General features: G+C 65.4%; 27 protein-coding genes. 13 read left to right on the plus strand and 14 right to left on the minus strand.

Annotation, left to right across the window (positions count from 1 at the left end; genetic code table 11):
• The first annotated feature begins 26 nt into the window (after positions 1-26).
• The 6 genes from FHW64_RS01605 to FHW64_RS01630 are packed head-to-tail and all read left to right on the plus strand — an operon-like array spanning position 27 to position 5,252.
• On the plus strand, positions 27-245 hold the full coding sequence (locus tag FHW64_RS01605; protein ID WP_184522446.1) for a recombinase-like helix-turn-helix domain-containing protein: 219 nt from the start codon (positions 27-29) through the stop codon (positions 243-245).
• A gap of 37 nt (positions 246-282) precedes the next feature.
• Entirely contained in the window at positions 283-1,317 is a 1,035-nt protein-coding gene (locus FHW64_RS01610) for an aromatic ring-hydroxylating dioxygenase subunit alpha (protein ID WP_184522448.1), read from the plus strand.
• A gap of 14 nt (positions 1,318-1,331) precedes the next feature.
• Positions 1,332-1,760 carry a RidA family protein gene (locus tag FHW64_RS01615; protein WP_260303602.1) on the plus strand — a complete coding sequence of 143 codons (429 nt, stop codon included), beginning with the start codon at positions 1,332-1,334 and terminating at the stop codon, positions 1,758-1,760.
• A 23-nt stretch (positions 1,761-1,783) separates the two neighbouring features.
• On the plus strand, positions 1,784-2,755 hold the full coding sequence (locus FHW64_RS01620; protein WP_184522452.1) for a PDR/VanB family oxidoreductase: 972 nt from the start codon (positions 1,784-1,786) through the stop codon (positions 2,753-2,755).
• A 39-nt stretch (positions 2,756-2,794) separates the two neighbouring features.
• Complete coding sequence (locus FHW64_RS01625; RefSeq protein ID WP_184522454.1) at positions 2,795-3,925, plus strand: porin; 1,131 nt, start codon at positions 2,795-2,797, stop codon at positions 3,923-3,925.
• A 31-nt stretch (positions 3,926-3,956) separates the two neighbouring features.
• Positions 3,957-5,252, plus strand: a complete 1,296-nt coding sequence (locus tag FHW64_RS01630) for an MFS transporter (RefSeq protein WP_184522456.1) — start codon at positions 3,957-3,959, stop codon at positions 5,250-5,252.
• A gap of 30 nt (positions 5,253-5,282) precedes the next feature.
• Here the strand turns inward: FHW64_RS01630 and alaC are convergent, their stop codons facing one another.
• From alaC to FHW64_RS01660, 6 genes are all read right to left on the minus strand, one after another.
• Positions 5,283-6,509: an alanine transaminase gene (gene alaC, locus FHW64_RS01635; protein ID WP_184522458.1), complete on the minus strand. Its 1,227-nt coding sequence runs from the start codon at positions 6,507-6,509 to the stop codon at positions 5,283-5,285.
• A 112-nt stretch (positions 6,510-6,621) separates the two neighbouring features.
• Positions 6,622-7,479 carry a CoxG family protein gene (locus tag FHW64_RS01640; RefSeq protein WP_184522460.1) on the minus strand — a complete coding sequence of 286 codons (858 nt, stop codon included), beginning with the start codon at positions 7,477-7,479 and terminating at the stop codon, positions 6,622-6,624.
• Positions 7,469-7,945: a (2Fe-2S)-binding protein gene (locus FHW64_RS01645; RefSeq protein WP_184522462.1), complete on the minus strand. Its 477-nt coding sequence runs from the start codon at positions 7,943-7,945 to the stop codon at positions 7,469-7,471. The genes FHW64_RS01640 and FHW64_RS01645 overlap by 11 nt, the downstream gene beginning before the upstream one ends.
• The gene (locus FHW64_RS01650) at positions 7,942-8,823 is read right to left on the minus strand and encodes a xanthine dehydrogenase family protein subunit M (RefSeq protein ID WP_184522464.1); all 882 of its coding nucleotides are present in this window, start codon (positions 8,821-8,823) and stop codon (positions 7,942-7,944) included. Before FHW64_RS01650 ends, FHW64_RS01645 begins: the two co-directional genes overlap by 4 nt.
• Positions 8,816-11,140 carry a xanthine dehydrogenase family protein molybdopterin-binding subunit gene (locus FHW64_RS01655; protein WP_184522466.1) on the minus strand — a complete coding sequence of 775 codons (2,325 nt, stop codon included), beginning with the start codon at positions 11,138-11,140 and terminating at the stop codon, positions 8,816-8,818. Before FHW64_RS01655 ends, FHW64_RS01650 begins: the two co-directional genes overlap by 8 nt.
• Positions 11,141-11,290: 150 nt before the next feature.
• Positions 11,291-12,280, minus strand: coding sequence for a Bug family tripartite tricarboxylate transporter substrate binding protein (locus FHW64_RS01660; RefSeq protein ID WP_409350586.1), 990 nt, complete (start codon positions 12,278-12,280; stop codon positions 11,291-11,293).
• Between the two features lie 228 nt (positions 12,281-12,508).
• Between FHW64_RS01660 and FHW64_RS01665 the strand changes: the two genes are divergently transcribed.
• The gene (locus FHW64_RS01665) at positions 12,509-13,072 is read left to right on the plus strand and encodes a MarR family winged helix-turn-helix transcriptional regulator (RefSeq protein WP_184522468.1); all 564 of its coding nucleotides are present in this window, start codon (positions 12,509-12,511) and stop codon (positions 13,070-13,072) included.
• Between the two features lie 104 nt (positions 13,073-13,176).
• Here the strand turns inward: FHW64_RS01665 and FHW64_RS01670 are convergent, their stop codons facing one another.
• Together FHW64_RS01670 and FHW64_RS01675 are read right to left on the minus strand one after the other, a co-directional pair.
• The gene (locus tag FHW64_RS01670; RefSeq protein ID WP_184522470.1) at positions 13,177-13,944 is read right to left on the minus strand and encodes a class II aldolase/adducin family protein; all 768 of its coding nucleotides are present in this window, start codon (positions 13,942-13,944) and stop codon (positions 13,177-13,179) included.
• A 19-nt stretch (positions 13,945-13,963) separates the two neighbouring features.
• Entirely contained in the window at positions 13,964-14,557 is a 594-nt protein-coding gene (locus tag FHW64_RS01675) for an HD domain-containing protein (protein WP_184522472.1), read from the minus strand.
• 94 nt (positions 14,558-14,651) lie between these two features.
• Between FHW64_RS01675 and FHW64_RS01680 the strand changes: the two genes are divergently transcribed.
• Complete coding sequence (locus FHW64_RS01680; protein WP_184522474.1) at positions 14,652-15,374, plus strand: Crp/Fnr family transcriptional regulator; 723 nt, start codon at positions 14,652-14,654, stop codon at positions 15,372-15,374.
• A gap of 9 nt (positions 15,375-15,383) precedes the next feature.
• Here the strand turns inward: FHW64_RS01680 and FHW64_RS01685 are convergent, their stop codons facing one another.
• Complete coding sequence (locus tag FHW64_RS01685; RefSeq protein WP_184522476.1) at positions 15,384-16,571, minus strand: ABC transporter substrate-binding protein; 1,188 nt, start codon at positions 16,569-16,571, stop codon at positions 15,384-15,386.
• A gap of 102 nt (positions 16,572-16,673) precedes the next feature.
• On the opposite strand from FHW64_RS01685, the gene FHW64_RS01690 reads away from it, so the two are divergent.
• On the plus strand, positions 16,674-17,243 hold the full coding sequence (locus FHW64_RS01690; protein ID WP_221220701.1) for a hypothetical protein: 570 nt from the start codon (positions 16,674-16,676) through the stop codon (positions 17,241-17,243).
• Positions 17,244-17,267: 24 nt separating this feature from the next.
• Here FHW64_RS01690 and trmB read toward each other — a convergent pair whose 3' ends face one another.
• From trmB to FHW64_RS01710, 4 genes are all read right to left on the minus strand, one after another.
• A complete protein-coding gene (gene trmB, locus FHW64_RS01695) occupies positions 17,268-18,014 on the minus strand; it encodes a tRNA (guanosine(46)-N7)-methyltransferase TrmB (protein WP_409350587.1) in 747 nt (248 codons plus the stop codon).
• Positions 18,011-18,925, minus strand: a complete 915-nt coding sequence (gene gluQRS, locus FHW64_RS01700; RefSeq protein ID WP_184522481.1) for a tRNA glutamyl-Q(34) synthetase GluQRS — start codon at positions 18,923-18,925, stop codon at positions 18,011-18,013. The genes trmB and gluQRS overlap by 4 nt, the downstream gene beginning before the upstream one ends.
• Positions 18,926-18,942: 17 nt before the next feature.
• On the minus strand, positions 18,943-20,013 hold the full coding sequence (locus FHW64_RS01705) for an NAD(P)/FAD-dependent oxidoreductase (RefSeq protein ID WP_184522482.1): 1,071 nt from the start codon (positions 20,011-20,013) through the stop codon (positions 18,943-18,945).
• A 66-nt stretch (positions 20,014-20,079) separates the two neighbouring features.
• A complete protein-coding gene (locus tag FHW64_RS01710; protein WP_184522485.1) occupies positions 20,080-21,033 on the minus strand; it encodes a LysR family transcriptional regulator in 954 nt (317 codons plus the stop codon).
• 146 nt (positions 21,034-21,179) lie between these two features.
• Between FHW64_RS01710 and FHW64_RS01715 the strand changes: the two genes are divergently transcribed.
• The 4 genes from FHW64_RS01715 (at position 21,180) to FHW64_RS01730 (ending at position 23,941) form a co-directional block, all read left to right on the plus strand.
• Entirely contained in the window at positions 21,180-21,881 is a 702-nt protein-coding gene (locus FHW64_RS01715; RefSeq protein WP_184522487.1) for a pirin family protein, read from the plus strand.
• 49 nt (positions 21,882-21,930) lie between these two features.
• The gene (locus tag FHW64_RS01720; RefSeq protein WP_184522489.1) at positions 21,931-22,374 is read left to right on the plus strand and encodes a DoxX family protein; all 444 of its coding nucleotides are present in this window, start codon (positions 21,931-21,933) and stop codon (positions 22,372-22,374) included.
• Positions 22,375-22,479: 105 nt separating this feature from the next.
• A complete protein-coding gene (locus tag FHW64_RS01725) occupies positions 22,480-23,025 on the plus strand; it encodes a flavodoxin family protein (RefSeq protein WP_184522490.1) in 546 nt (181 codons plus the stop codon).
• Positions 23,026-23,050: 25 nt separating this feature from the next.
• A complete protein-coding gene (locus FHW64_RS01730; RefSeq protein WP_184522492.1) occupies positions 23,051-23,941 on the plus strand; it encodes a pirin family protein in 891 nt (296 codons plus the stop codon).
• 96 nt (positions 23,942-24,037) lie between these two features.
• On the opposite strand, the gene FHW64_RS01735 is transcribed toward FHW64_RS01730, so the two are convergent.
• Positions 24,038-24,823, minus strand: a complete 786-nt coding sequence (locus FHW64_RS01735; protein ID WP_184522494.1) for a sulfurtransferase — start codon at positions 24,821-24,823, stop codon at positions 24,038-24,040.
• Between the last annotated feature and the right edge of the window lie 33 nt (positions 24,824-24,856).

Below are 24,856 nucleotides of genomic sequence, written 5' to 3' on the forward strand. Positions count from 1 at the left end.
CCTATTAATCCCCGATGGAGCGAACCATGACCGACCGTTACCTCGACCCGCACCAGGCGCGTACGCGCACCCCCACCACCTACGAAGACCTGCTCGGCGATGCGATCGAGCGCGCCTACGCGTCCGGCGTCCATGACCTGGCGGGCCTGGTGGAATCGCTCAACAACAGCGGCCTGACCAGCCCGAGCGGCAAGCTCTGGACCGAGGCCATCTATCGCGAAGAGATCGCCGCCCTCGGCAACTGATCCCGTCCCAGACATCCTTTTCTTCGAGGACCCCACCATGACCACCATCCCCATTCAAATCGATCCGGTCGACCAGCTGCTCGAGGTTGGCCTCAAGGATCTCTGGTACCCGATCTGCCCGTCGTACCTCATCAAGGAATCGCCGGTTTCGCTGCGCCGCCTCGGCCGCAAGCTCGCGTTCTGGCGCGATCACGGCGGCGTGCTGCACGCGCTGGAAGACCGCTGCCCGCATCGCGGTGCGCCGCTGTCGCAGGGCGTCATCCTGGGCGATCGCCTCTCGTGCCCCTATCACGGCGTCGAAGTGCGCTGCGACGGCGTGGTCACGAAGGTGCCCGGCAGCCCCGGCTGCAAGCTCGAAGGCTCGCAGGCCACGCGCTTCTTCCACGTGCAGGAAAAGGCGGGCGCCGTCTGGCTCTACAACTCCAAGGAGCCTGTCGAGACGCCGCCGCCGCTGGTGCTGCCAGAGCAGCTCACCAACGATGACGAGTACTCGCACTTCCTCTGCTATGCAGAGTGGAAGGGCGACTACCGCTACGTGCTCGACAACGTGATGGACCCGATGCACGGCACCTTCCTGCACAAGCAGTCGCATTCGATGGCCGAAGGCGATTCGACGGCCAAGTTCGGCATCCGCGCGACCGACACCGGCTTCGTGTTCGAGAAGGAAGGCCAGCGCAACGTCAACTTCGACTGGACCGAATGGGCCGACACCGGCATGCACTGGATGCGCCTGGAGATCCCGTACCCGAAGACCGGCGGCCCCGGCGGCAACTTCATCATCGTCGGCAGCTACACGCCGATCTCGCCGACACTGTCGTGCGCCTTCCACTGGCGCGTGCGCAAGCTGCCGAAGGGCTGGGAGCGCGATACCTGGCGCTTCCTGTACAAGAACCGCCTCGAAGCACGCCACTGGCACGTCCTCGAGCAGGACCGCGTCCTGATCGAGAACATGGAGCTCGACGCCAACCAGCACGAACAGCTCTACCAGCACGACCTGGGCATCGTCCGCCTGCGTCGCCACATGCGCAACCTGGCCCAGCAGCAGATCGAAGCTGCCACCCAGCCCGCATGACCGCAGGAGCCGCCATGCCCGTTCGTCGCGTCGCCTGTCAGTCGGTGCCCGATCTGCCGCACGCCACCTGGTCCAACGCGCTTGTCGTTGGCCAGGAGGTGGTGATGTCCGGCCAGACCGCGCATCCGGCAACGCGCGACGCTGCGCAGAAAGGCGAGCCGCTCGGCGCCTATGAGCAGGCCCTCGTGGTGCTGCGCAAGGTGCAGGCGCTGCTCGAAGCCGCGGGCGGCGGTATCCACAACATCGTGAAGCTGGTGGTGTATGTGACCGACATCGCGGACAAGGACGAGGTAGGCCGTGCCCGGCGCGATTTCTTCGCGCAGGCCGGATCGCCTTATCCGGCCTCCACCCTGGTCGCGGTCAGCGCGCTGGTGTTTCCCGAACTCCGCGTCGAGATCGACGCCTTCGCGCGGCTCGACGTCGACCTGCGCACTGCCAACTGAATCGTTTCTTCGAGGTTCCCGCCATGTCTTCCCCCACGCTGAAAGCCCTGGTGCACACGATGCGCTACGAAGCCGATGGCATCGTCAGCGTCGAATTCCGCCCGGCGTCGCCCGATGTGGATTTCCCCGCTTTCGAGGCCGGCTCCCACATCGACCTGCATTTGCCCAACGGCCTGGTGCGCAGCTACTCGCTGTGCAACCCTTCGAGCGACCGCCAGCGCTATGTAGTGGGCGTGCTCAACGACCGCAAGAGCCGCGGTGGGTCGCGCTATGTGCACCAGCAGTTGCGCGTGGGCATGACGTTGCCGATCTCGGCGCCTCGCAACAACTTCAAGCTGGAAGAGGGCGCGGAGCGCTCGGTGCTGGTGGCCGGCGGCATCGGCGTGACGCCGATCTGGTGCATGCTGCAGCGCCTGGTGGCGATCGGCAGGCCGGTTGAATTTCTCTACTGCGCGCGCAACCGCAAGGAAGCAGCGTTCTGCGAGGCGATCGGTGCACTCGCGGCCGAGAAGGGCGTGCAACTCACCTGGCACTTCGATGAAGAGAAGGGCGCACCGCCCAACCTCACCCAACTGCTGGCAGACAAGGGCGCGGACAGCCACTACTACTGCTGCGGCCCGACGCCGATGCTCGACAGCTTCGAGAAGGCCTGCGAGCAACTCGGTTTCCCGCACGCGCACATCGAGCGCTTCGCGGCGGTGCATGTCGAAGCGCCGTCTGCGACGCAGACCTACGTCGTCGAATGCGCCAAGAGCGGCAAGTCGGTCGAAGTGCCGCCGGGCAAGTCGATCCTCGACAGCCTGATCGATGCGGGCCTGAATCCCGACCACAGCTGCAAGGAAGGCGTCTGCGGCGCCTGCGAAACGAAGGTCATCGAGGCCGGAGAGATCGACCACCGCGACGGCATCCTCACCAAGGCCGAACAGGCTGCCAACAAGACCATCATGATTTGTGTTTCGGGCTGCAAGCGCGGCCCACTCGTCCTGGATATCTGAGGCGATATCCACCCCCCCAGCCCTCGAAAGAAAAAATCAATGAAGAAAGCAGTAGTGGCCGCGGCCGCTTGCATGGCCGCGGGCGTCGCCTGCGCGCAATCGAGCGTGACGCTGTTCGGCGTGCTCGACGCAGCCGTCACCTACACCACGGGCTCCGGCCCGCTGTCCACCAGCAAATGGCAACTGAGCAACAGCGCCAACACCTTCAGCCGCCTGGGCTTCCGCGGCACTGAAGACCTCGGCGGCGGCTACGCGGCGAACTTCTGGCTCGAAGCGGGCCTGCAGAACGACAACGGCAGCGGCTTCACCACCAACACCAACAACCAGGCCAGCGGCAACACCACGCCCGGAGGCCTGACCTTCAACCGCCGCTCCACCGTGAGCCTGTCGGGCCCCTTCGGCGAAGTGCGCGCGGGCCGCGACTACACGCCCACCTTCTGGAACACGGCGCTGTTCGATCCCTTCGGCACGGGCGGTGGCATCGGCGCGAACCAGATCTACTTCACCGGCTTTGGTGGCCTCACGTCGGCCACGGGCACGCGTGCATCGAACAGCGTGGGCTACTTCCTGCCGCCCACGCTGGGTGGGTTCTACGGGCAGTTGATGTACGCCATGGGCGAGAACGACTCGCGCTCGGACATCGCAGGCGTGCTGCCGACCTGGAACCACAACGACGGCAACTACGTCGGCGGGCGCGTCGGGTATCTCAATGGTCCGTTCAACATTGCCATCGCCACGGGCCGTACCACCTACACGACCATCGCGGCCAGCCTGCCCGTGTCGAACGATCTGCGCGTGTCGAACATCGGCGCCTCGTGGACCTTCGAGCAACTCTGGAGCCTGAAGCTGATGGGCGAGTACTACGACGAGTCGCAAGGCACGGTCGATGGCAAGGGCGCCCTGGTGGGCTTCAACCTGCCGATCGGCGCGAGCGAGATCAAGCTGTCGTACGCACGCTATGAGCGCGAGCCTGCAGGCAATGTGCCCAAGCCGACCACCTCGAAGTGGGCGCTCGGCTATGTCTACAACCTCTCCAAGCGCAGCGCCGTGTACGCGACGGTGGCGCGCATTTCCAACAGCAACGGGGCCGCGCAGGCGCTCAGCGGCTCGACGACTTCGCCGAACCACGATTCGACCGGAACCGAGTTCGGCATGCGCCACGCGTTCTAGTCCCGGCGCCGCCCACCACAGGAGCATTGCCATGCAAGACAGACAATTTCGTTGGTACGGCGTGATCACGTTGTTCGTGATCGTCGCCATCTCGTATGTGGACCGCATCAACATCGCGGTTCTCATCACCGACCCTGCGTTCCTCGGTCACATGGGCATCGCTGCCACCGACCGCGTCAGCCAGGGCCTGCTCGCGACGGCCTTCATGGTGGGCTACGGTGTGTCGGCCTTCGTGCTGACGCCGTTCTGCGCGGCACTGTTCGGGGTGCGAAAAAGTCTGATCATGGGCCTGATCCTCTGGGGCGTGGTGACCTTCGTCACGCCCTGGTTCACGGGCTACGGCATGCTCCTCGCGTCGCGCATCCTGCTCGGCGTGTCCGAAGGGCCGCTCTTCTCGCTCGCGTCTTCGTACATCAAGGCGCACTACGAAGACCATGAGAACGGCAAGCCGAACTCCTTCGTCAACATGGGCACCGGGCTGGGTCTCGCGGTGGGCTATCCCTTCGTCGGGTATCTGCTGGCTACCTATGCGTGGGACACCTCGTTCCACGTGCTCGGCCTGATGAACATCATTCTGGGTATTCCGCTGGTCATCGCTTTCGTGCGCATGCCGGCTTCGTACGTGAACCAGGCCAAGCCGCGTTCCTTCGGTGAGGCGATGGCCAAGGTGGCGGGCATTGCGCGCGGTGCCTTGCACACGCGGCATCTTGTGCTCATCACGGTCCTGACTGCGGCGGTGCTGTCCTACCTCTGGGGCGGCAGCAACTGGCTGCCGGCCTACCTCAAGGAAGCGCGCGGCTTCTCGCTGCGCGAGATGGGCTGGCTCGCTTCGCTGCCGCAGTACGCGACGGTGCTTGCCGTGCTGTTGGGCGGCGTGATCATCGACAAGATCGAGCGCCTGCACGTGCCCTTCATCTTCATGGGCGCGAGCGTCGGCGTGGCCCTCTCGGTGCTGCTGGCGATCAGCGCGCAGGACCGCTACGTCGCCGCGTATTCGCTCATCGCGGCCAATTTCTGCTGGGGCCTGATGAGCCCGGCGATCCCGAGCACGGTGCAGTACTGCTCGCGGCCCGAGCATGTGGCCAGCGCCTTCGGCGTGGTCAATGGCACGGGCAGCCTGGTGGCGGGCTTCATGCCGGCCTTCATGGGGGCGGTGATTGGTGCGCTCTCGGGCGGCGCGGGCACGCCGGGCGGCTCGGCCGCGGGCTTCTTCGCGGGCTTCGCGATGCTGATCGGCACGCAGGTTGTCGTGTTCATCTGCGGCCTGATCCTGTGGCTGCGCGAGCGCCATGCGCCGCAGCCGGGCATGACGGCGACCGCAGCCTGAAGCCGAAGGCGGGCTCTCCCGCCTTGCTCCTTAGCCGGCCGCAGCAGCAGTGGCTGGCTTCACCAGCCCATCCGCCTTGAACATCGCCTTGATGCCCCGCACCGCCTGACGGATGCGGGACTCGTTCTCGATCAGCGCGAAGCGCACGTAGTCGTCGCCCTGATCGCCGAACCCGATGCCCGGCGATACCGACACCTTGGCCTTGGCCAGCAGCTGCTTGGCGAATTCGAGCGAGCCGAGCGACCGGTAGGGCTCCGGAATCTTCGCCCAGATGTACATCGAGGCCTTGGGCTTCTCGACCTGCCAGCCGGCCTCCATCAGGCCCTTGTAGAGCACGTCGCGCCGCCGCTGGTATTGATCGGCGATCTCGCGCACGCACTGCTGGTCGCCTTCGAGCGCAGCGATCGCCGCGACCTGCACGGGCGTGAACGACCCGTAGTCGTGATAGCTCTTGATGCGCGCGAGGGCGGTGACGAGATCGGCATTGCCCACCATGAAGCCCACGCGCCACCCGGCCATGTTGTAGCTCTTGGAGAGGGTGAAGAACTCGACCGCGATGTCCTTCGCACCCTTGACCTGCATGATCGACGGCGCCTTCCAGCCGTCGAACACGATGTCGGCATAGGCGAGGTCGTGCACCACCAGGATCTCGTGCTTGCGCGCGAGCGCGATCACCCGCTCGAAGAAATCCAGTTCCACGCACTGGGCAGTAGGGTTCGACGGAAAGCCGAGGATCATCATCTTCGGCTTGGGGTAGCTGCCGCGGATCGCCTTTTCGAGCTCGGCGAAGAAGTCGATGTCCGGATTCATCGGCACCGATCGGATGTCGGCGCCGGCGATCACCGCGCCGTAGATGTGGATCGGATAGCTCGGGTCCGGCACCAGCACCGTGTCGCCGCGATCGAGCGTGGCGAGCATCAGATGCGCGAGGCCTTCCTTGGAGCCGATGGTGACGATGGCTTCGCTGTCCGGGTCGATCTCGACGTCGTACCGTTCGCGATACCAGTGGGAGATCGCGCGTCGAAGCCGGGGAATGCCCTTGGACGACGAGTAGCCGTGCGTGTCAGGGCGCTGCGCAACTTCGGTGAGCTTGGCGACGATGTGCTGTGGCGTGGCCCCATCGGGGTTGCCCATGCTCATGTCGATGATGTCCTCGCCGCGCCGGCGAGCCGCGAGCTTGAGCTCGGCGGTGATGTTGAAGATGTAGGGGGGAAGGCGATCGATACGCGCGAAGCGGCGCGTGCCAGCGGATGACATGAAGAGTTTTCCTTGACGTTAGCGCCCGGAACCGTCCGAGCGACGCTTGGCGCCGTGAGCACCGACCGGAGTCGATGCGCGCGGCGCCGGGCTCATCATAGTGGCCGCGTGATCACTTGGCGAGCACTTCGCGCAGCCAGTCCTTGCATTGGTCCGCGCCTTCGAGCGGCCATTCGATGTTGATCGTCTTGTCGAGCTGACGGATCTCGATGCGGATCGAGCGATCCGTCGACGCGCCATTCACGGGGCGCCCATTGCGTACGCCAAGCAGGCGCGACCACCAGCCGGGCTCGGCGTCGCGTTCATGCGTGGTCGCCGTGTGGGTCGTCGCAACGTGCGGGCGTGCCGCATGGACCGGCTTGCCGCCGTCCGACAGCACCGGTGCCACTGCACTGGCCGCTTCGTGCGCAACCTGCGGTGCCGGTTTGCTTGCGGTGACGGTCTTGGCTGCCGGTGCGGGTGCCGGCTCCTTCGCCGCCGCTGCAGGCGCGGGGGAGGGCGCAGCGACAGGCGCAGGCACCACACCACCATCGATGCGAGCCACGAGGTTCGCACCGAACTCTTCCCACATGCGATCGGCCTTGGTCTTCATCACGCTGAGCCCGAAGGTGCCGAGCCGGCCGAGCACATCGACGTTGACCTTGATGCGCAGCTCGGTGCCGCCTTCCGCAGTCGGCGTGAGGAAGATCTCGCTCTGCTGCTTCAACGAGCTGGCGACCGATGCATCTTCACCGGTGCCTTCGGCACGCAGGTAGCTCGGTTCGCGCTGTTCGACGATGGTGGTGCGCAGCTTGAACTTGGCATTGATGAAAGCGATCTTCACGTGCATCTGCGCGACGTACTCGACATCGCTTATGACGTCGATCGACTTCATGCCCGGCACGCAGCCGCCCATCACCTGCGGATCGAGCAGCAGGGCCCATACGCGCTGCGGGGCGGCAGCGACGGTCAGTGTCTTTTCAATTTCCATGCATCTTCTCCGCGGCGGTCAGGATGGATTCGACGATCTGGGTGTAGCCGGTGCAACGGCAGAGGTTGCCGTTGAGCCCGTGCCGCACTTCGTCGGCGGTCGGTTGGGGGTTGTTCTTGAGCATTGCGCACGAGGTCATGAGAAAGCCCGGCGTGCAGTAGCCGCATTGCAGGCCGCCGCATTGCATGAAGCTCTCCTGCAACGGATGCAGTTCGTCGCCCTTGCTGAGGCCTTCGACGGTGGTGATCTCGCAGCCTTGCACCTGCACGGCCAGCTTGAGGCACGACTTGACGACCTCGCCATCCACCAGCACCGAGCAGGCGCCGCAGATGCCGGTCTCGCAACCGCGCTTGGTGCCGGTGAGATGCAGGTCATCGCGCAGGAAGTCGGATAGCAATCGCCGCGCGGGCACTTCAACGCTCTGCGCCTCGCCGTTCACGGTGCATTCGATACGGTGCTGGCTCATTGCAAGGCTCCTTCGTTCATGTCGAGGCCGAAGAGTTCGGCCACGGTGCGGCGCGCGACGATGCGCACCATGTCGCGGCGGAAGTCCGCCGAGCCGCGTGCGTCGGACACCGGCTCGATGTCGGCGGCAACGATGTCGGCCACCTCGGTTGCGATGTCGGCAGTGACGGTGCGGCCTTCAAGGAAGGCTTCGGCGCGCCGCAGACGTGTCGGGATCGGCGTCGATGCGCCGACGCTGAGCTTCGCTTCACGGCACAGAGAACCTTCGCGACGCGCGATGAAGGCGACGCTGGCGAGTGGACGGTGCTCGGCCGCGGTGCGCAGGAAGCGCGTGTACGCGCCATCAGTACCGGCCGCGAGCGGCGGCACGCGGATCTCGACGACCATCTCGTCGGGCTCCAGCGCGGTCACGTAGTAGTCGACCAGGAATTCCTCGATGCTCAGCACGCGCTCGCCGCGCGCACTGCCGAGCACGATCTGCGCATCAAGCGCCATCAGGCAGCCTGGCGGATCGGTGGACGGATCGGCATAGCAGAGATTGCCGCCGATCGTGCCCTGGTTGCGCACCTGTGGGTTCGCCACGCGCGAGGCCATGCTGGCGAGCACCGGGTAGTGCTTCTGCACGATCGCGGAATTCGCGACGTCCGCGTGGCGCGAGAGTGCGCCGATGCGCAGGCCATTGCGCGCATCGAAGTCGATGCCGCGCAGTGCCTCGATACGCGCGAGCGAAACGAGATGCGTCGGCGTCAGCATGCGCTGGCGCATGCCAAGCATCAATGCGGTGCCGCCCGCGATCGCGCGGCATTCGTCGCCGAGGTCACCGAGCATGCGGCTGGCTTCGTCGACGGTGGTGGGTTCGAGATAGTCGAAGTCACGCATGGCGCGTCTCCTTTTCTTCCTCTTTCTTCGCACGCAATGCGGAGAGGATCTTTTCGGGGGTGATCGGCAACTCGGTGATGCGAACGCCCACGGCGTCGAACACCGCGTTGGCGATGGCGGGTGCGCCCGGCAGGATCGCTGTTTCGCTCGCGCCCTTGGCGCCATAGGGGCCGTTCGGGTCGTTGGATTCAACGAAGCCGCCACGCAGCAGCGGCACCGCGTCGGCGGTGGCCATGGTGTAGTCGGCGAAGTTGCCGTTCATCAGGCGGCCGTTGTCGAGCTGGAGCTGCTCGTAGAGCGCCCAGCCGAAGGCCTGCACCGTTGCGCCGTTGGTTTGGCCGTGGATCGCGATCGGGTTCAGCGCCTTGCCGCAGTCGTCGGAGACGTAGCTGTCGAGCACGGTGACCTGGCCGGTCTCGGTGTCGACCTCGACCTCAACCGCTTGCGCCGCAAAGGAGTAGGCCGGCGCGATGTTGCCGTAGACCTTGTCGTCGTGCATGACGGTCTTGGCGTCCCAGGTGCCACTGACCTGGATGCCTTCGCCGCCGTGCGTCCAGACGTGGAGCTTTGCAAGTTCGGCGATGGTGGCGCGGCGCTCGGGTGCATCGGCGACAAAGACTGCGCCGCCCGCGAGCTTGAGCTGTTCGACCGGCACGTTCCATTGCTTCGATGCGAGTGCGAAAAGCTTGTCGCGCGCCATGCGCCCGGCCACGATCGCCGCATTGCCGGCCGCGATGGTCACGCGCGAAGCGAGCGAGCCAATGGCGATCGGTGAGGTGTCGGTGTCAGGCTGCAACACCAGCACATGCGAAAGCGGCAGATCGAGTTCATGGGCAACCACCTGGCTCAGCATGGTCATCGCGCCTTGGCCCATGTCGCATTCGCCGCTCATGATGAAGACGCGGCCGTCCTCGTTGATCTTGACGACGACGGTCGAGCCGTCCCAGTTGCCGATCGTGCGGTTGCCGCTCACGTGCATCGCGGCCGCCATGCCGACGCCGCGCTTCTTCGGGCCATTGGACTTCGGCGCCTTGCGCTTGGCTTCCCAATCGAGCGCCTGCGTGGCTTGATCGATGCACTCGACGAGGCCGGTGCTGCCGATCTCCCAGCCGTGGATCGACACGTCGCCCTTGCGGATCGCATTGCGCTTGTGGATCTCGATCGGATCGAGCCCGAGCATGCCGGCCATCGTGTGGATGTGGCTGTTCAGCGCGAACTGCATCTGCGTTCCGCCAAAGCCGCGGAACGCGCCGTGCGGCGGATTGTTGGTGTAGACCAGCGTGGCATGCGAGCGCACGTTGGGGTTGCGATGCATGTTGTCGCTGCGCATCGCGGTGACGTGCATCACCTCGGCGGAGAGCCCGGAGTAGGCGCCGCATTCGGCAATGATGCGAACGTCCTTCGCGACGATGATCCCGTCGCGATCCATGCCCAGCTTGAGCGTGATGCGCTCGGGCACGCTGGAGCAGCACGCGAGAAAGTCTTCGAGCCGGTTGTTGACCACCCGCACCGGCTTGCCGGTCTTCACCGCCAGCAGGCCTGCGATGAGGTTGTTGGCGTCTTCCACCATCTTGCCGCCGAAGCCGCCGCCGGTGGTCGCCTGAAGAACGCGGATGCTCGAGATCGGCCGCTCCAGCGCCGCAGCAAGCCGCAGACGGGCCTGCGTGATCGACTGCGTCGAAGTCCACACCACGAGCCGGCCTTCCGGATCGATCGTCGCGACCGTGCCCATCGGCTCCAGATAGCCCGGGTACTGCGCGTGCGTGTCGTAGGTGGCTTCGTGGATGACGTGCGCGGAAGCAAAGCCCGCATCCGCATCGCCGCGTTCGAAGCGGATCTCGTGCGAGATGTTGTTGCGGCCCGGATGCACGCCCGGCGCTTCCTCGTCCATCGCCTCTTCCGTCGAGAGGATTGCGGGAAGCTCTTCGTATTCGACGCGGATCAGGTCCAGCGCATCGCGAGCAATCTCTTCGGTCGTCGCGGCAACGGCTGCAACTTCCTCACCCGCAAAGCGAACGACGCCCTCGGCGAGGATCCGCCGTTCCTTGTGATGCACGCCCCACATCGCACGTGGCGCATCGGCGCCTGTCAGCACCGCCTTCACGCCCGGCAGCGCCAGCGCTTCCGACACATCGATCGACACGATCCGCGCATGCGGATACGGGCTGCGCAGCACCTTGCCGTGCAGCATGCCCGGCACCTTGATATCGCCCGCGTACATCGCGCGCCCAAGCACCTTGGCCCGCGCGGTCACTTGCGGAATATCCGCACCCAACGTCGAGGCGCTGGGAGTAGAAAGTTCAGGGGGATTCTTCATAAGTTCACCTCCGTACCCTGGCTGTCGCAAGGACGAGCAAGGCGAAGTCCGTTCGTGAAACACCGCGGATCCGGCTCCGCCGGTCCGCTGGTGTTGCCCCCGGTAGGGGGTTGGCGTAGCGACACGAAGTGCGCGCAGCCTGGGTGCGAGTTATTCCGCGCTAATGCCAAGGTCCTTGATGACCTTGCCCATCACCGTGTACTCGGTCGAATTGATCTTGCCCAGCTTGTCCGGCGCGCCGCCTGCGGGCAATGCGCCGAACACGGCCAGCTTCTCGGCCACTTCAGGCTGCTTGACGATCTCGTTGAGGTTTTCGTTGAGCATCTTCACGACCGAGGCGGGCGTGCCCTTGGGTGCAAAGAAGCCGTTCCACGAGCCGACGATCACGTCCTTGTAGCCCAGTTCGGCGAGCGTCGGCACGTTCGGCGCGAGCTTGGAGCGCTGTGCATCGCCGATCGCGAGCGGGATCAGGCGGCCGTTGTCCAGGTACGCGCGCACGGCACCGAAGGTGACCCAGGCGGTGTCCACATGGCCGGCCACCACGTCGGTGACCGAGGGGCCCACGCCCTTGTATGGCACGTGCGTGAACTTCACGCCGGCTTCCTTGTTGAGCCATTCGCCCAGGATGTGCATCGGCGAACCCGCGCCCGGGCTGGCGTACGTCACCTGCTTGCCGGTCTTGGCGAGCTTGATCAGGTCCGGCAGCGTCTTGACGCCAACGGCCGGGTTGGCCACCAGCACCAGCGGCTGCGTCGCGGTGTTGATGATGGGCTCGAAGCCGTGAAGCACGTCGTAGCTCGCGCTCGGCGACAGCTTCATCACCAGCGGTGCGGTGGTGAAGGGGTTCGGCGTGAAGAGGAGCGTGTAGCCGTCGGCAGGAGCACGGCTGACGAAGTTGTTGCCCAGGGCACCGCCGGCGCCCGGCTTGTTCTCGATCATCACCGCCTGATTCAGACGCTGCGAGAGCTTGTCCGCGAACAGGCGCGCGATGGCGTCGGTGTCGCCGCCCGGGGGGTAGGACACGATCACGCTGATCGTCTTGGACGGGTAGGCCGCTTGGGCAAAGGCGGAGGGTCCGGCGGTCATGGCGCAAGCCGCCATCGTGGCCGCAAGAAGAACTTGGCGACGGGTCGAGAACATCACTGGCTCCTGGAAAGAACCACGCGGAGGTGAAGGCCCCGCATGGCGGCTGGCTACATGGGAAGAAACGTTGGTTTATTAGTGAAACAGTGATTCACTAACGAGAGAGAATTTTCCGCCCACAAGTTGATGCATCAACTTGCCGTAAATACCTATTGACAGTAAGAAATTTACTTTTGATTTTGTCCCGAATGCGGCTGCCAGCCGTCGTGGAACAATGCGCGCCAAATGACTGACCAAAGCTCTTCCCGGCCAGCCGGCGCACAGACAACGCCCTGGACCGAACTCGACGCAGCAGGCACCGGCCTCACCGTCGATGCCTTCATCACGACCATGATGAGCCAGGTGGGCAACGCCCTGCGGCGCATCGTGACGCTGCCTTATGCGGACCAGTTCGGGCTATCGGTTTCCGAGTGGCGCGTGCTGTCGCTCGTGGCCCATGCGGACACGCTGGCCTTCAGCGATCTGGTGCAGCAATCGACCTCGGACAAGGCGCTGGTCAGCCGCACGCTCAAGCTGCTGGAGAACAGGGGTCTGGTGGAACTGCGCGCAGAGGGCAATACGCCGCGCAAGAAGGTGTTCTGCTCGATCACGGAGTCAGGGAAGGCGCTGCATGCGGAGGCCATCCCGATCGCGCGCCAGCGTCAGGCGACGGCGTTGCGTGTGCTCGATTCGGATGAGAGGGATGGGCTGTACCGCGCGCTCATCAAGCTGCGCGAGTACTGCCGCGTCGAGGAGGAAGCGCGAGGCCGCCTACCGACTTCGCGAGACGGCGGCGGCCTGGATATTTAGCTCGCCCCCAGGCTTGCTCACTGCGTGTAGCCGCCAACCCCCGACCGGGGGCAACACCAACGGCCCGGCAAAGCCGGTTCCGCGGTGTTTTTGGTGGATCGGGGTCAGGTCTTGTAAGAGGGATCGACGCGATCCAACTTGCGAATCAGCGACGGCCAGACGAAGGCGCCGCCCATTCCGCCGGTCTGCACCTTCATCGCGTGGCCCACGCCTTCGACGATGCGCGGGTCGACCTGCGTGAGTTCGCCGCCACCAGCCTGCGCCGCGATCTGGATCTGGCAGGTGTTCTCGAAGGTGTACATCGAGAGGAAGGCATCCGCGATGGTCTTGCCCACGGTCAGCAGGCCGTGGTTGCGCAGCATCAGGAAGTTGGCCTCGCCCATGTCGGCCTGCAGGCGCGGCTTCTCGTCATCGCGGAAGGCCACGCCTTCGTAGTCGTGATACGCGAGGGACGCCAGCACGAAAGTCGACTGCTGGCTGATCGGCAGCACGCCGTTCTTCTGTGCGCTAACGGCGATGCCTGCGCGCGTATGCGTGTGCAGCACGCACTGGATGTCCTCGCGCGCCGCATGCACTGCGCTGTGGATCACGAAGCCGGCCGGATTGACCGGGTAGGGCGAGTCGATGACCTTGTTGCAGTCCTTGTCGACCTTGATCAGGCTCGACGCCGTGATCTCGTCGAACATCAGGCCGTAGGGATTGATGAGGAAGTGATGCTCCGGCCCCGGCACGCGCGCGCTGATGTGGGTGAAGACGAGGTCGCTCCAGCCATAGAGGGCGACGAGTCGGTAGCAGGCGGCAAGGTCGACGCGCAACTGCCATTCTTCGGCGCTGACGAGTTTCTGGACTTCGCTGGTGGAGGTGGCGTTCATCGGGGTCTCCTGGTGGGGTTCAGGCGGTGGCCTGCTCGGATTTCAAGGCGGACTTGTAGAGGCTCTGGCGCGGCTGCGCCATCACACGGCGAAGCATCGGCTCGAATTCGCTGATCGGCAAGGTCTCGGCCTTCGGATCGAAGGCGGGGTTGTCATAGAGCTCGCAGAACTCGGCTGTGCGCTCGAAGTTCGGGTGCCTGCGGAAGTTCTCGCGCAGGTCGCGATCGAGGCCGATGTGATGGAAGAAGTAGTGGCCCTGGAAGATGCCGTGGTGCTGCACCATCCAGTGGTTCTCCTCGCTCACGAAGGGCTTCACGATCGCCGCGGCGATGTCAGGATGGTTGAAGGTGCCGAGCGTGTCGCCGATGTCGTGCAGCAGCGCGCAGACCACGTACTCGTCATCGCGGCCGTCGCGCAGGGCGCGCGTCGCGGTCTGCAGCGAATGCGCGTAGCGATCGATCGGAAAGCCGCCGTAGTCGCCTTCGAGGATCTGCAGGTGCTTGATCACGCGGTTGGGCAGGCTGGTCGCGAACTGCATGAATTCGCCGCCGATCAGTTGCCAGTCTTCGCGCGTGCTGTCCTGCATGCGGGTGAAATTCGCTCTTGCGTTCATCGTGTCGTCTCCGTGGGAAGCGGCCCACTGTAGACCTGTGGTTGACGCTCAACTGTCAAAAATTTGACAATGTGGCGCCCATACAAACCCCCGAATGCCGCCGACTTCCAGACCCCGCATTTCCGCCGTGCATCGCTCTGCGCTGGAAGCCAACCCGTGGTTCGCCTCGATGAGCCGCGCGCAGCGCGACGCCTTGCTTGGCGCGGCCGAACTGATCCATGTGCGGCGCGGTGCGATGGTCTTCAGGCAGGGCGACCCGGTGCATGTGGGGGGCGCGGGCTTCTACGGTCTTGCGGCCGGGACCATCAAGATCTCGACGTTGCGCCAGGACGGGCGCGAGGCGATCCTCGCGGTGCTCGAGCCGGGCAATTGGTTCGGCGAGATCAGCCTCATCGACGGGTCGCCGCGCACGCATGATGCGACGGCGCTGTCGGCGCTCGACCTTCTGGTCGTGCCCTATGAAGCCTTCGCGCGGCAGATGGAAGACGCTGCTTTTGCGCGCGCTGTGGCCGCACTGCTCGCGGCGCGCGTCCGAGGGCTCTACGGATTGATGGAAGACGCGACGCTGCGCGGACTTCGCGCGCGCGTGGCGCGGCGTCTGATGTCGCTCGCCCGGGGGGACGTCACGCAATCGCCGGAGTTGCGACGCACGGTTTCTCTACCTCAGGAAGCTCTCGCGATGATGCTCGGCGTGACGCGACAGACGCTGTCGAAAGAACTCAACGCGATGGCGGAAGAGGGCGTGATCGCGTTGCGCTACGGCCGCATCGACCTGCTGTCGATCGACGCCCTGCAACGGCTAGGCAGCGCCACATGACCGTGGGGGTCAGCGAAGAACCCGACCGTCTTTCGCGATGCTGATCAGATCGATGCTGCGTCCCGGATCGCGCAAGCCCGGACGCAGGTTGATGCGGAAACCACCGACGTCGTAGTCCGTCATGCCAGCCATCACCTTCTGCAACGTCGCGGGCGTGAAGCCTTTGCCTGCTCGACGTACCGCTTCACCAGCCGTCTTGGCGGCGATGAAGCCTTCGAGGCCTTCGTAGGAGGCGGTCTGGTCCGAGTTGTCGACCGCGGCGAGGTATTCCTTGACGATCGGGATCGCGGACGGGCGCGGCGAGGGCACGACCTGCGAGATCACCATCCCGCCCACATCCTTTCCGAGGCTTGCGTAGAGCGGGTCGATGCCCACGATCGAGAACGTCATCAGGGTGCCGTAGTAGCCGCTCTTGCGCAGCTTGCGCACCACGTTCGAGGTCGTGCCCGACAGCGACACCAACACGATGGCCTGCGGGGACTGCTTCAGCACGCCTGCGATCGCGGCATCGATCTTGTCGTCGTTCGCTGGCACCATCGCGGTCGCGACGAGCGGCGAGATCTTGAGCTCGTCGATCGCCTGCTGGACCGCCGCGAGGCCCGCGCGGCCCATCGCATCGTCATCCCCAATGAGCGCGATGCGCGATTGCCCGACGGCGGCGCACTGCCGCAGGATCTTGATCGCCTCGTCGCCCATGCTCGGACGCACGTGGAAGACGTTGGGGGAGTTCGGGCCGCGCAGGTTGTCGGCGGCGGCGAATGGCGCGAAGAGGATCGAGCCCTGCTTCGCGGCGATGGCGGCCCCGGCTTCGCTGCTGGCGGTGCCGACGAAACCAAAAAGCATGTCCACCTTGTCTGCGTCCAGAAGCTTGCGCGCATTGGCGGTTGCGCGAGCGGCGTCGTAGCCGTCATCGAGTTGCAGCAGCTTGAGGTGGATGCCGCTCGTCGCGCTGGATTCGTTGAACTGGTCGGCGTAGAGCTTGGCGCCAGCCGCGAAGGCAAGGCCGATCTCGCTGGCTGCGCCCGTCAGGGGCACCGATTGCCCGAGGATGACGGTGCGTGGTGTCGCCGGTGTGGCTGCTGCACGGCTAGCGTTGGTCGTTTGCGCGTGCGCGGGTCGGCTCGCATAGATCGCGCTTCCGCCGAGCAATAGCATGCCGCCGGTCTTGCCCATCCAGCTTCTGCGCGTCAGTTCCATGGCCAACCTTTCTTGCAATTGATAAAAAATGTATCAACTTGGTTGGCGCAAACAAAGGGATTAGTTCACAGGTCTGACGCTGACCCGCCATGAAGGCGGTCGATGAGGTCGTTGCAGCGATCCAAAAATGTTAACTTTTGCATCACGCGTGTGGCATTTTTCACAGGGGCAATTCGGCCCGTGCTGTCACCATTCCCGCCGTACCGGAAATCACCGCCGGCGATCGAAATGAAGTCAACGCCAACAGATACCGCCCTCCTTGAAAACGCACTTCTTGCCATCGAAAAAGTGCTTGCGCATGCTGACAGTGAACTCGGGGGAGGTCCGGAATTCGGACTGGCGATCGACCTGCCGATCGACGTGATCGACATGGCTTCACGCAAGGAAATGCAGCGCTTTCGCACCAGCGCGGCGCAGTCAGCGGTGAACATCTGCCTGAGCGCCGCCGCGGCGCTGGTCGACGTGAGCAAGACGCTGATGAGCGCGCCGGGCGATCGGTCGCCTGAAGACCTGGAGCGCGAGTTTCAGGCGCTGATTACCCACACGAAGATCGCGAGTCGTTCTGCCCATCGCGCAGCGCTCATCCTGGCGGAGCAGGAGGATGCCTTGTCGGCGCGGGGGATCGAAACGGCGGCCGCGAACGAAGCGCAGCCGCTCTCGCTCGCGTACTGACCCGCCCGAAGGCGGCGCTCGCGCTCAGACGCGTTCGAACACCAAATCCCAGACGCCGTGGCCGAGCTTGAGGCCGCGGTTCTCGAACTTCGTCAGGGGCCGGTAGGCCGGTTTGGGCGCATAGTCCTGCGCGGTGTTGCGCAGCAGCGGTTCCTGCGAGAGGACTTCGAGCATCTGCTCGGCATAAGGTTGCCAGTCGGTGGCGCAATGCAGATAGCCGCCGGGCGCGAGCCGGTCCGCCAACTTGCGGACGAGCGGGCCCTGGATCAGCCGCCGTTTGTTGTGCCGCTTCTTGTGCCACGGGTCGGGGAAGAAGACATGCACGCCTGACAGCGTCGCCGGCGGCAGCATGTGGTCGAGCACATCGACCGCGTCGTGGGCGCAGATGCGGATGTTCTTCAGGTTCTGCTCGCCGATGCGCTTGAGCAGCGCGCCGACGCCGGGCTCATGCACCTCGCAGCAAAGGAAGTTCTTCTCGGGCAGGAGCGCCGCGATGTGCGCTGTGGCCTCGCCCATGCCGAAGCCGATTTCGAGGATCGTCGGTGCCTTGCGGCCGAAGGTCGACTCGAAGTCGAGCGGGGCGGGGTTGTAGGGGAGCAGGAATTGGGGTCCGAACTCCTCGTAGGCGCGCGCCTGGCCTTCGGTGGTGCGTCCGGCGCGCCGGACGAAGCTCTTGAGCCGCCGATGCAGCGGATGCGCTTCGCCGGTGGGCTTGTCGGCCGGGGCGTCTTCCGGCGGGGTGTCGGGAATATCGTTGATGGGACTGGTCACGGGCGCGAATTGTAGAGATCGCGCCACTGCGGGACCCACTCTGCGAGTGCCTCGGTGGCTGAGCCAGCGTTCGTGGCACGAAGTCCGAGTTGCTGCGCGGCAGCATCGAGCGCCGCCAGCGCCTCTGCAGGCGTACCCGCCTGCAATGCGGTTGCCCCGTTCTGCTTGGAGAGCTTGTCGCCGTCCGGCCCGAGCACCAGCGGCGTGTGGAGGTAGCGGGGCGTCGGCACGCCGAGCGCACGTTGCAGCAGGATTTGCCGCGCGGTGTTGTCCGCGAGATCCTCGCCGCGTACGACGTCCGTCACGCCTTGCTCGGCATCGTCGACCACAACGGCGAGCTGGTACGCCCATGGGCCGTCCGCGCGCTTGAGCACGAAATCGCCGACTTCATGGGCCACGTCCTGCTGCTGATCGCCGAGTCGGCGGTCGTGCCAATGCACCAGCGGCTCCGCTGATACTTGCTGGAATTTCGTCGCGGCAAATCGCCAGGCGCGCGCAGCCTTGGCGTGCAAGCCATCGCGGCAAGTGCCCGGGTAGACGCGCTCGCCGTGCCGCGTGTGCGCGACGCCGAGCCGTGCCAGCGCTTCGTCGATGTCCTTGCGGGAACAGCCGCAGGGATAGGCGAGCGCCGCGGCTTTCAGTTTGTCCAGCGCAACTTCATAGCGATGCGCGCGCTGCGTCTGCCACACCGGCGGTTCGTCGGGCAACAGCGCGCAGGCGGCGAGCTGCGAAAGAATCACTTCGCCCATGGCGGGCAGACAGCGCTCGGTGTCGGCGTCCTCGATCCGAACCAGCCAGCGGGCATCCGGGCCTTGCGCCCGTACGTCGAGCCAGCTCGCGAGCGCTGCCACCAGCGAACCGGCATGAAGCGGGCCGGTCGGCGAAGGAGCGAAGCGGCCGATCCGCGTCATGCCTCTCCGCGGAAGCGTCAGATGACCTTGAGCGCGAGCGTCAGGCCGGAAAGGAATGCGTCCTCGACCCGATGCCCGAGGCACCAGTCGCCCGCCACGCCGATGCGGGCCTTGGCGTCCCACAGATGCTCTTCGCCGACCGGCACCTGCGTTTGCGCTTCAGGCCAGCAGCGTGCCTGCGAATGCGAGGGTTCGGCGCGGATGCCGGTGATCTCGGCGAATGCGCGGAGCAGCTTGGCCTCGACGCGCGGGCGATCGTCGCGCAGATGTTCCTGCGACCAAGTCGGGCTGGCCTGCACCGTCCAGCGCTCGATGCGATCGCGACCGGGCTTGGACGATTCGCGCGCCAGCCAGGCAATGCGGTGATGGGTGCTACGCGCCACGTTCCATTGCGGACCGAGGTGCGACATCGTTGGTTGATTGGCCTGGGGGAACGCGATCATCAGCGTCCAGCACGGCGCGATACGCACTGGTTCAACTTTCTTGCTGATCGTGCGCGAGAGCCTGCCGCCATCGAGCAGCTCTCGCGTGCGGGCCGGCGGCACTGCGAGAAGTACCGCGTCGAAGCCCGAATAGACGTGCTGTGAATCATCGTCGCCGGTCGTGCGGAGCTGCCAGCGCGTGGCGTCGAGCGCGTCGGGCTCGATGCGCGTCACGTTGGTCCGCGTGACGAGGGAATCACCGAGCGGCGCGGCCCATTGGGCGACGAGCGCGTCCATGCCCGGCTGGGCAACCCAGTGCTGTTCGAGGCCGGGGAGGGCGGCTTCGGCAACCCGGCCATGTGCGTCGAGCACGCGCACGAGGTTCGCGCTCCAGGGCTTGCAAACGCCCGGTGCCGTCTCGATGGCCTGGGTGAATCGCGGATCGCGCACGGTGAAGTACTGTGCGCCGCTGTCGAAGCGGCCGAACGGTGTCGACACGCTGGCCATGCGCCCGCCCGCGGTGGCTTCGCGCTCGAAGACGGTGACGCGATGGCCCGCCTGGATCAGCGTGCGGGCGCAAGCCACGCCCGCGATACCCGCCCCGACCACCGCAAAGTGGCGGGACGGCGTGGATCGGTGGCGGTCGGCTGGGGGGCGAAGAATCATGTCGGTCGTCTCGCTGGTTGGATTGTGTGAAGCAGGCAAGCCACTCTAACCGCTGACGACCGCTCTTCAGCGTCCGCGGTGACGTTCGAGCAACGCCCGGCGGCTGCCTTCGTGCTCGAACTGCTCGAGCCACCACTGCAGCGCGCGCCCGGGCTTGCCGGCGCTGCGAACGCGCCAGGCGCAGTGCATGGTGGCGAGCGGCTGCACGCGCATCGTCTTGCGCTCCACCAGATGCCCGGCCTCGATGTACGGCCGGGCCATCGGCTCGGGGAGGAAGCCGCCTCCGAGCCCATGCAACTGCGCGGCCAGCTTGGCCTGCATGGTCGGGACGGTCAGCACGTCCTGTCCGCCGACCAGATTGACCGTCATGCTCGGACCGGCGCGCGACGAATCCGCCGCCGCGACCGCCCGGTATTGCTTGAGCACATCGTCGCTCAGCGGTTCTTCGACGCGCGCCAGCGGATGGTGCGGCGCCACGGCGTAGACGAACGCCAGTTCGCCGATCGGCCGGCTCCGGATGCCAGTGGCGGTGAAGGCGAGGCTGGCGGCATCGAGCACCGCGCCGATGGCGAGGTCGGCTTCTCCGCTCGTCAGTGCCTCGATGGTGCCGAGCAGCGTTTCGTCCCGCAGCTTGAGACGCGTCGGCGGTTCGAGGGCGTAGAAGGCGTTGACCAGATCGAGCAGCGGGTCGCGCGCGATCACGCTGTCGACCGCGATGGTCAGCATCGGCTCCCAGCCGGTGGCGACGCGCTTGACGCGGTTGGCCACCGAATCGATCTCGCTGAGCAGGCGGGAGCCCTCGCGGAGCAGTTCGACACCCGCCTCGGTCACGCGTGCCTGTCGGCCGCTGCGGTCGAACAGAAGCACGTCCAGTGCGTCTTCGATCAGCCGGACGCGGTAGCTCAGCGCGCTCGGCACGAGGTTCAGCGCGCGTGCGGCCGCCGCGAAGCTGCCGGTGCTGGCCACGGTCTGCAGCATCGCGAGGGCGTCGGGCGTCAGGACGTCGCGGGCGGTCGGCATGAGGGCTGATCGTTCAAAAAAATTGAATGATGCCATCAAACGGCATTGCTTTTCGCTGAAGGTGCGGATCCTAAAGTTCTGGACATCCGCCGCGCACAGGGCGCGGCATACCGAAAGGCCCTTGATGGAAGGGCAGGAGTTCAACGATGTTGCAAGTCCGTAAATCACAGGAACGCGGTTATGCCGATCACGGCTGGCTGCGCTCGTTTCACAGTTTTTCCTTCGCCGGCTACTACGATCCCGAGCACATGGGTTTCGGCAACCTGCGTGTGATCAATGAAGACCGGGTCGCCGCGGGCGCCGGCTTCGGCACGCACGGCCACCGGGACATGGAAATCATCAGCTACGTGCTGTCGGGCGAACTCGCGCACAAGGACAGCATGGGCAACGTGGAATCCATTCCGCCCGGCGACGTCCAGCGGATGAGTGCTGGCCGCGGCGTGATGCACAGCGAGTTCAACCACAAGGCCGACCAGACGACGCACTTTCTGCAAATCTGGATCGAACCGAATGTGCGCGGCATCGAGCCGGGCTACGAGCAGAAGAGCTTTTCGGAAGACGAGAAGCGCGGCAAGCTGCGTCTCGTTGCATCGCCCGACGGCGCGGAGGGCTCGGTGCTGGTGCACGCCGACGCGAAGCTCTTCGCAGGACTGTTCAACGGTGACGAGAAGGCCAGCCTGACGCTCGATCCGAAGCGCAAGAGCTACGTGCATCTGGTGCGTGGCGAGCTCGAGGCCAACGGCACGAAGCTCTCCACCGGAGATGCTGCCCTGATCCAGGGCGAATCTCAACTCACGCTCGACGGCGGCAAGGACGCCGAAGTGCTGGTATTCGACCTCGCCGCTTGAAGCGGCGGGTTTTCCTTTTCAACGATTTTTCAACCCAGGAGTCCATCCCATGACCACCACCACCGCATCCAACTACGCCGCTCCGGCCGCGACGACCGGCGCAGCGCAAGACGCGCTGGCCTTGATCGGGCGCATCCTGATCGCGGCGCTCTTCATTCCGGCCGGCTTCGGCAAGCTGATGGGCTTCGCCGGCACGGTGGGCTACATCGCGTCTGCAGGGCTGCCGCTGCCGCAGCTTGGCGCAGTGATCGCGATCGTCGTTGAACTCGGCTTCGGCATCCTGTTGCTGGTCGGCTTCAAGTCGCGTCTGGCAGCGATCGTCATTGCGGTGTTCACCGTGGCGGCTGCGGTGTTCTTCCACAACTACTGGGGCATGCCCGCTGACAAGGCGTATGTGAACCAGCTGATGTTCTTCAAGAACCTGGCCATCGCCGGCGGTCTGCTTGCCATCGCGGCGTTCGGCCCCGGCCGCATCAGCGTGGATCGGAAGTAACCCCTCTGACACCCCCCTTCAGGGGGGCAACACCAGCGGACCGGCAAACCCGGTCCGTTGGCGTTTCTGGCATAAGCTCTCCCGCTTGATTTGCACGGAGGGGCGATGGCCGAGATCGTTGTTGTTTTTCATTCAGGCTACGGGCACACGCAACGCGTGGCGCAGGCCGTGGCCGACGGTGCGGGCGCGCACCTGCTGGCGATCGATGCCGATGGCAATCTGCCGGCCCACGGCTGGGACCTTCTCGCGGGAGCCGACGCGATCATCCTCGGCGCGCCGACCTACATGGGCGGGCCGAGCTGGCAGTTCAAGAAGTTTGCCGACGCCTCTTCGAAGGTCTGGTACACGCAGGGCTGGAAGAACAAGTACTTCGCCGGCTTCAGCAACAGCAGTGCAATGAACGGCGACAAGGACGCGACGCTGACCTACCTGTGGCACTTCGCGATGCAGCACGGCGGGCTGTGGATCAGCCTCGGCATCATGCCGAGCAACGACAAGGCAGCGAAGCGCGATTCGCTCAACTACGTCGGCGGCTACAACGGCCTGCTCACCACCTCGCCCACGGATGCCAGCCCAGCCGAGATGGCCAAGGGCGATTTCGAAACAGCCATCGCGTTCGGCGAGCGCATCGCTGCAGTGCTACAAAACTGATCCAGATTCAGACCGGAACACCACGATGACCGCAACGCTCCAGCTTCAACCGCACGACAAGGACCTGGGAGGCGGCTTCAACGTCCGCCGCCTGCTGCCGGCCGCCAAGCGCCGCTCCGTCGGGCCTTTCGTTTTCTTCGATCATTTCGGGCCGGCGACCGAACAGCCCGGCAACCAGCACGACGTGCGTCCGCATCCGCACATCGGCCTGGCGACGGTGACCTATCTTTTCGAGGGCGCGATGATGCATCGCGACAGCATCGGTAGCGTGCAGGAGATTCGTCCGGGCGCGATCAACTGGATGACCGCAGGGCGCGGCATCGTCCACTCGGAGCGCAAGCCCGAGCACCTGCTCCAGTCGACCTACGTGAACCACGGCCTTCAGCTCTGGTGTGCATTGCCACTAGCGCATGAAGAAGCCGAGCCCAGCTTCACCCATACGGCGGCCGAAGAGATTCCGGCGCTCGAAGTGCAGGGCGTGCCCGTCCGGGTGCTGGTGGGCGAGGCCTTTGGCGTCCGCTCTCCGGTGAAGACGTTCTCGAAGACGATCTATCTCGACCTCGCACTGCCGGCCGGCGCGCGGTTCGAACTGCCTGCAGTTGCCGACGAGCTGGCGATCTATCCGGTGGATGGCGACCTGATGCTCGATGGCGAACCGGTCGCCCAGCACACGATGGCGTTGCTGGCCGACGGGCAGGGCGGTGTGCTCACGACGCAAGGCGCGGTCCGCGCCGTGGTCATCGGCGGCGAACCGCTCGACGGGCCGCGCTTCATCACCTGGAACTTCGTGTCGAGCCGGCGCGAACGCATCGTCGAAGCTGGCGCCGACTGGACCGCGCAGCGCATCGGACATGTGCCAGGCGAGACGGAGTTCATCCCCTTGCCGGACCACCCGGCCTTCCGCGCGGCAGACTAAGCGCGGGACCCCGTGGAACCGGCTTCGCCGGGCCGCCGGGGTCGCCCCCGGAGAGGGGGTGCCCGAGCCACACGAAGTGGGCGAGGCTGGGGGAGATCAACTTTTCCTTGCGATATCCGGATCCTCGGAGGCCCGGGCGCTGATGCCGTTGGCGCGTGCCTTGAGATCCGGTGAAAGCGACTCGCGGCCGTCGAAAACGAAGCACTCGCCCTGGTAGTGCGCCCCGCCAACCTCTTCGAAATATTTGAGGATTCCGCCGTCGAGCTGCACCACGTTGTCCAGCCCGAGTTCGTGCATCAGGATTGCGGCCTTCTCGCAGCGGATGCCGCCGGTGCAGAAACTCACCACCGTCTTGCCGGCAAGCTCGTCGCGGTGCTTCTGCACGGCCTTGGGGAATTCGGTGAACTTGTGGATGCGCCAGTCGATCGCGCCTTCGAAAGTGCCGTAGTCGACCTCGAACGCATTGCGGGTGTCGAGCATCGCGACCGGCTTGCCGGCATCGTCGTGGCCCTGGTCGAGCCAGCGCTTGAGCGTGGCGGCGTCCACGCCGGGTGCACGGCCGGCGGCCGGCTGGATGGCGGGATGGTCCATCCGGATGATCTCGCGCTTGATCTTGACCAGCATGCGACGGAAAGGCTGCGACGCGGACCAGCTTTCCTTGGCTTCGAGGTCCGCAAAGCGCGGATCCGCTCGGAGAACGGCCAGGAAAGTGCGCACCGAATCGGGCGTGCCGGCCACGAACAGATTGATACCTTCCTGCGCGACGAGGATCGTGCCCTTGAGATCGAGCTCATGGGTCTTGGCGCGAAGCATTTCGCGCAATTCGGCGGCATCGTCGATCGGGACGAACTTGTAGGCCGCAATGTTTAAAGTCTCTTGCACGGGGCGGGATTTTAGGCGGCCGGGCCGGTGCAA

The sequence above is a fragment of the Variovorax sp. Sphag1AA genome (assembly GCF_014192575.1).
In the GTDB taxonomy this organism is placed as follows: Bacteria; Pseudomonadota; Gammaproteobacteria; order Burkholderiales; family Burkholderiaceae_C; genus Variovorax.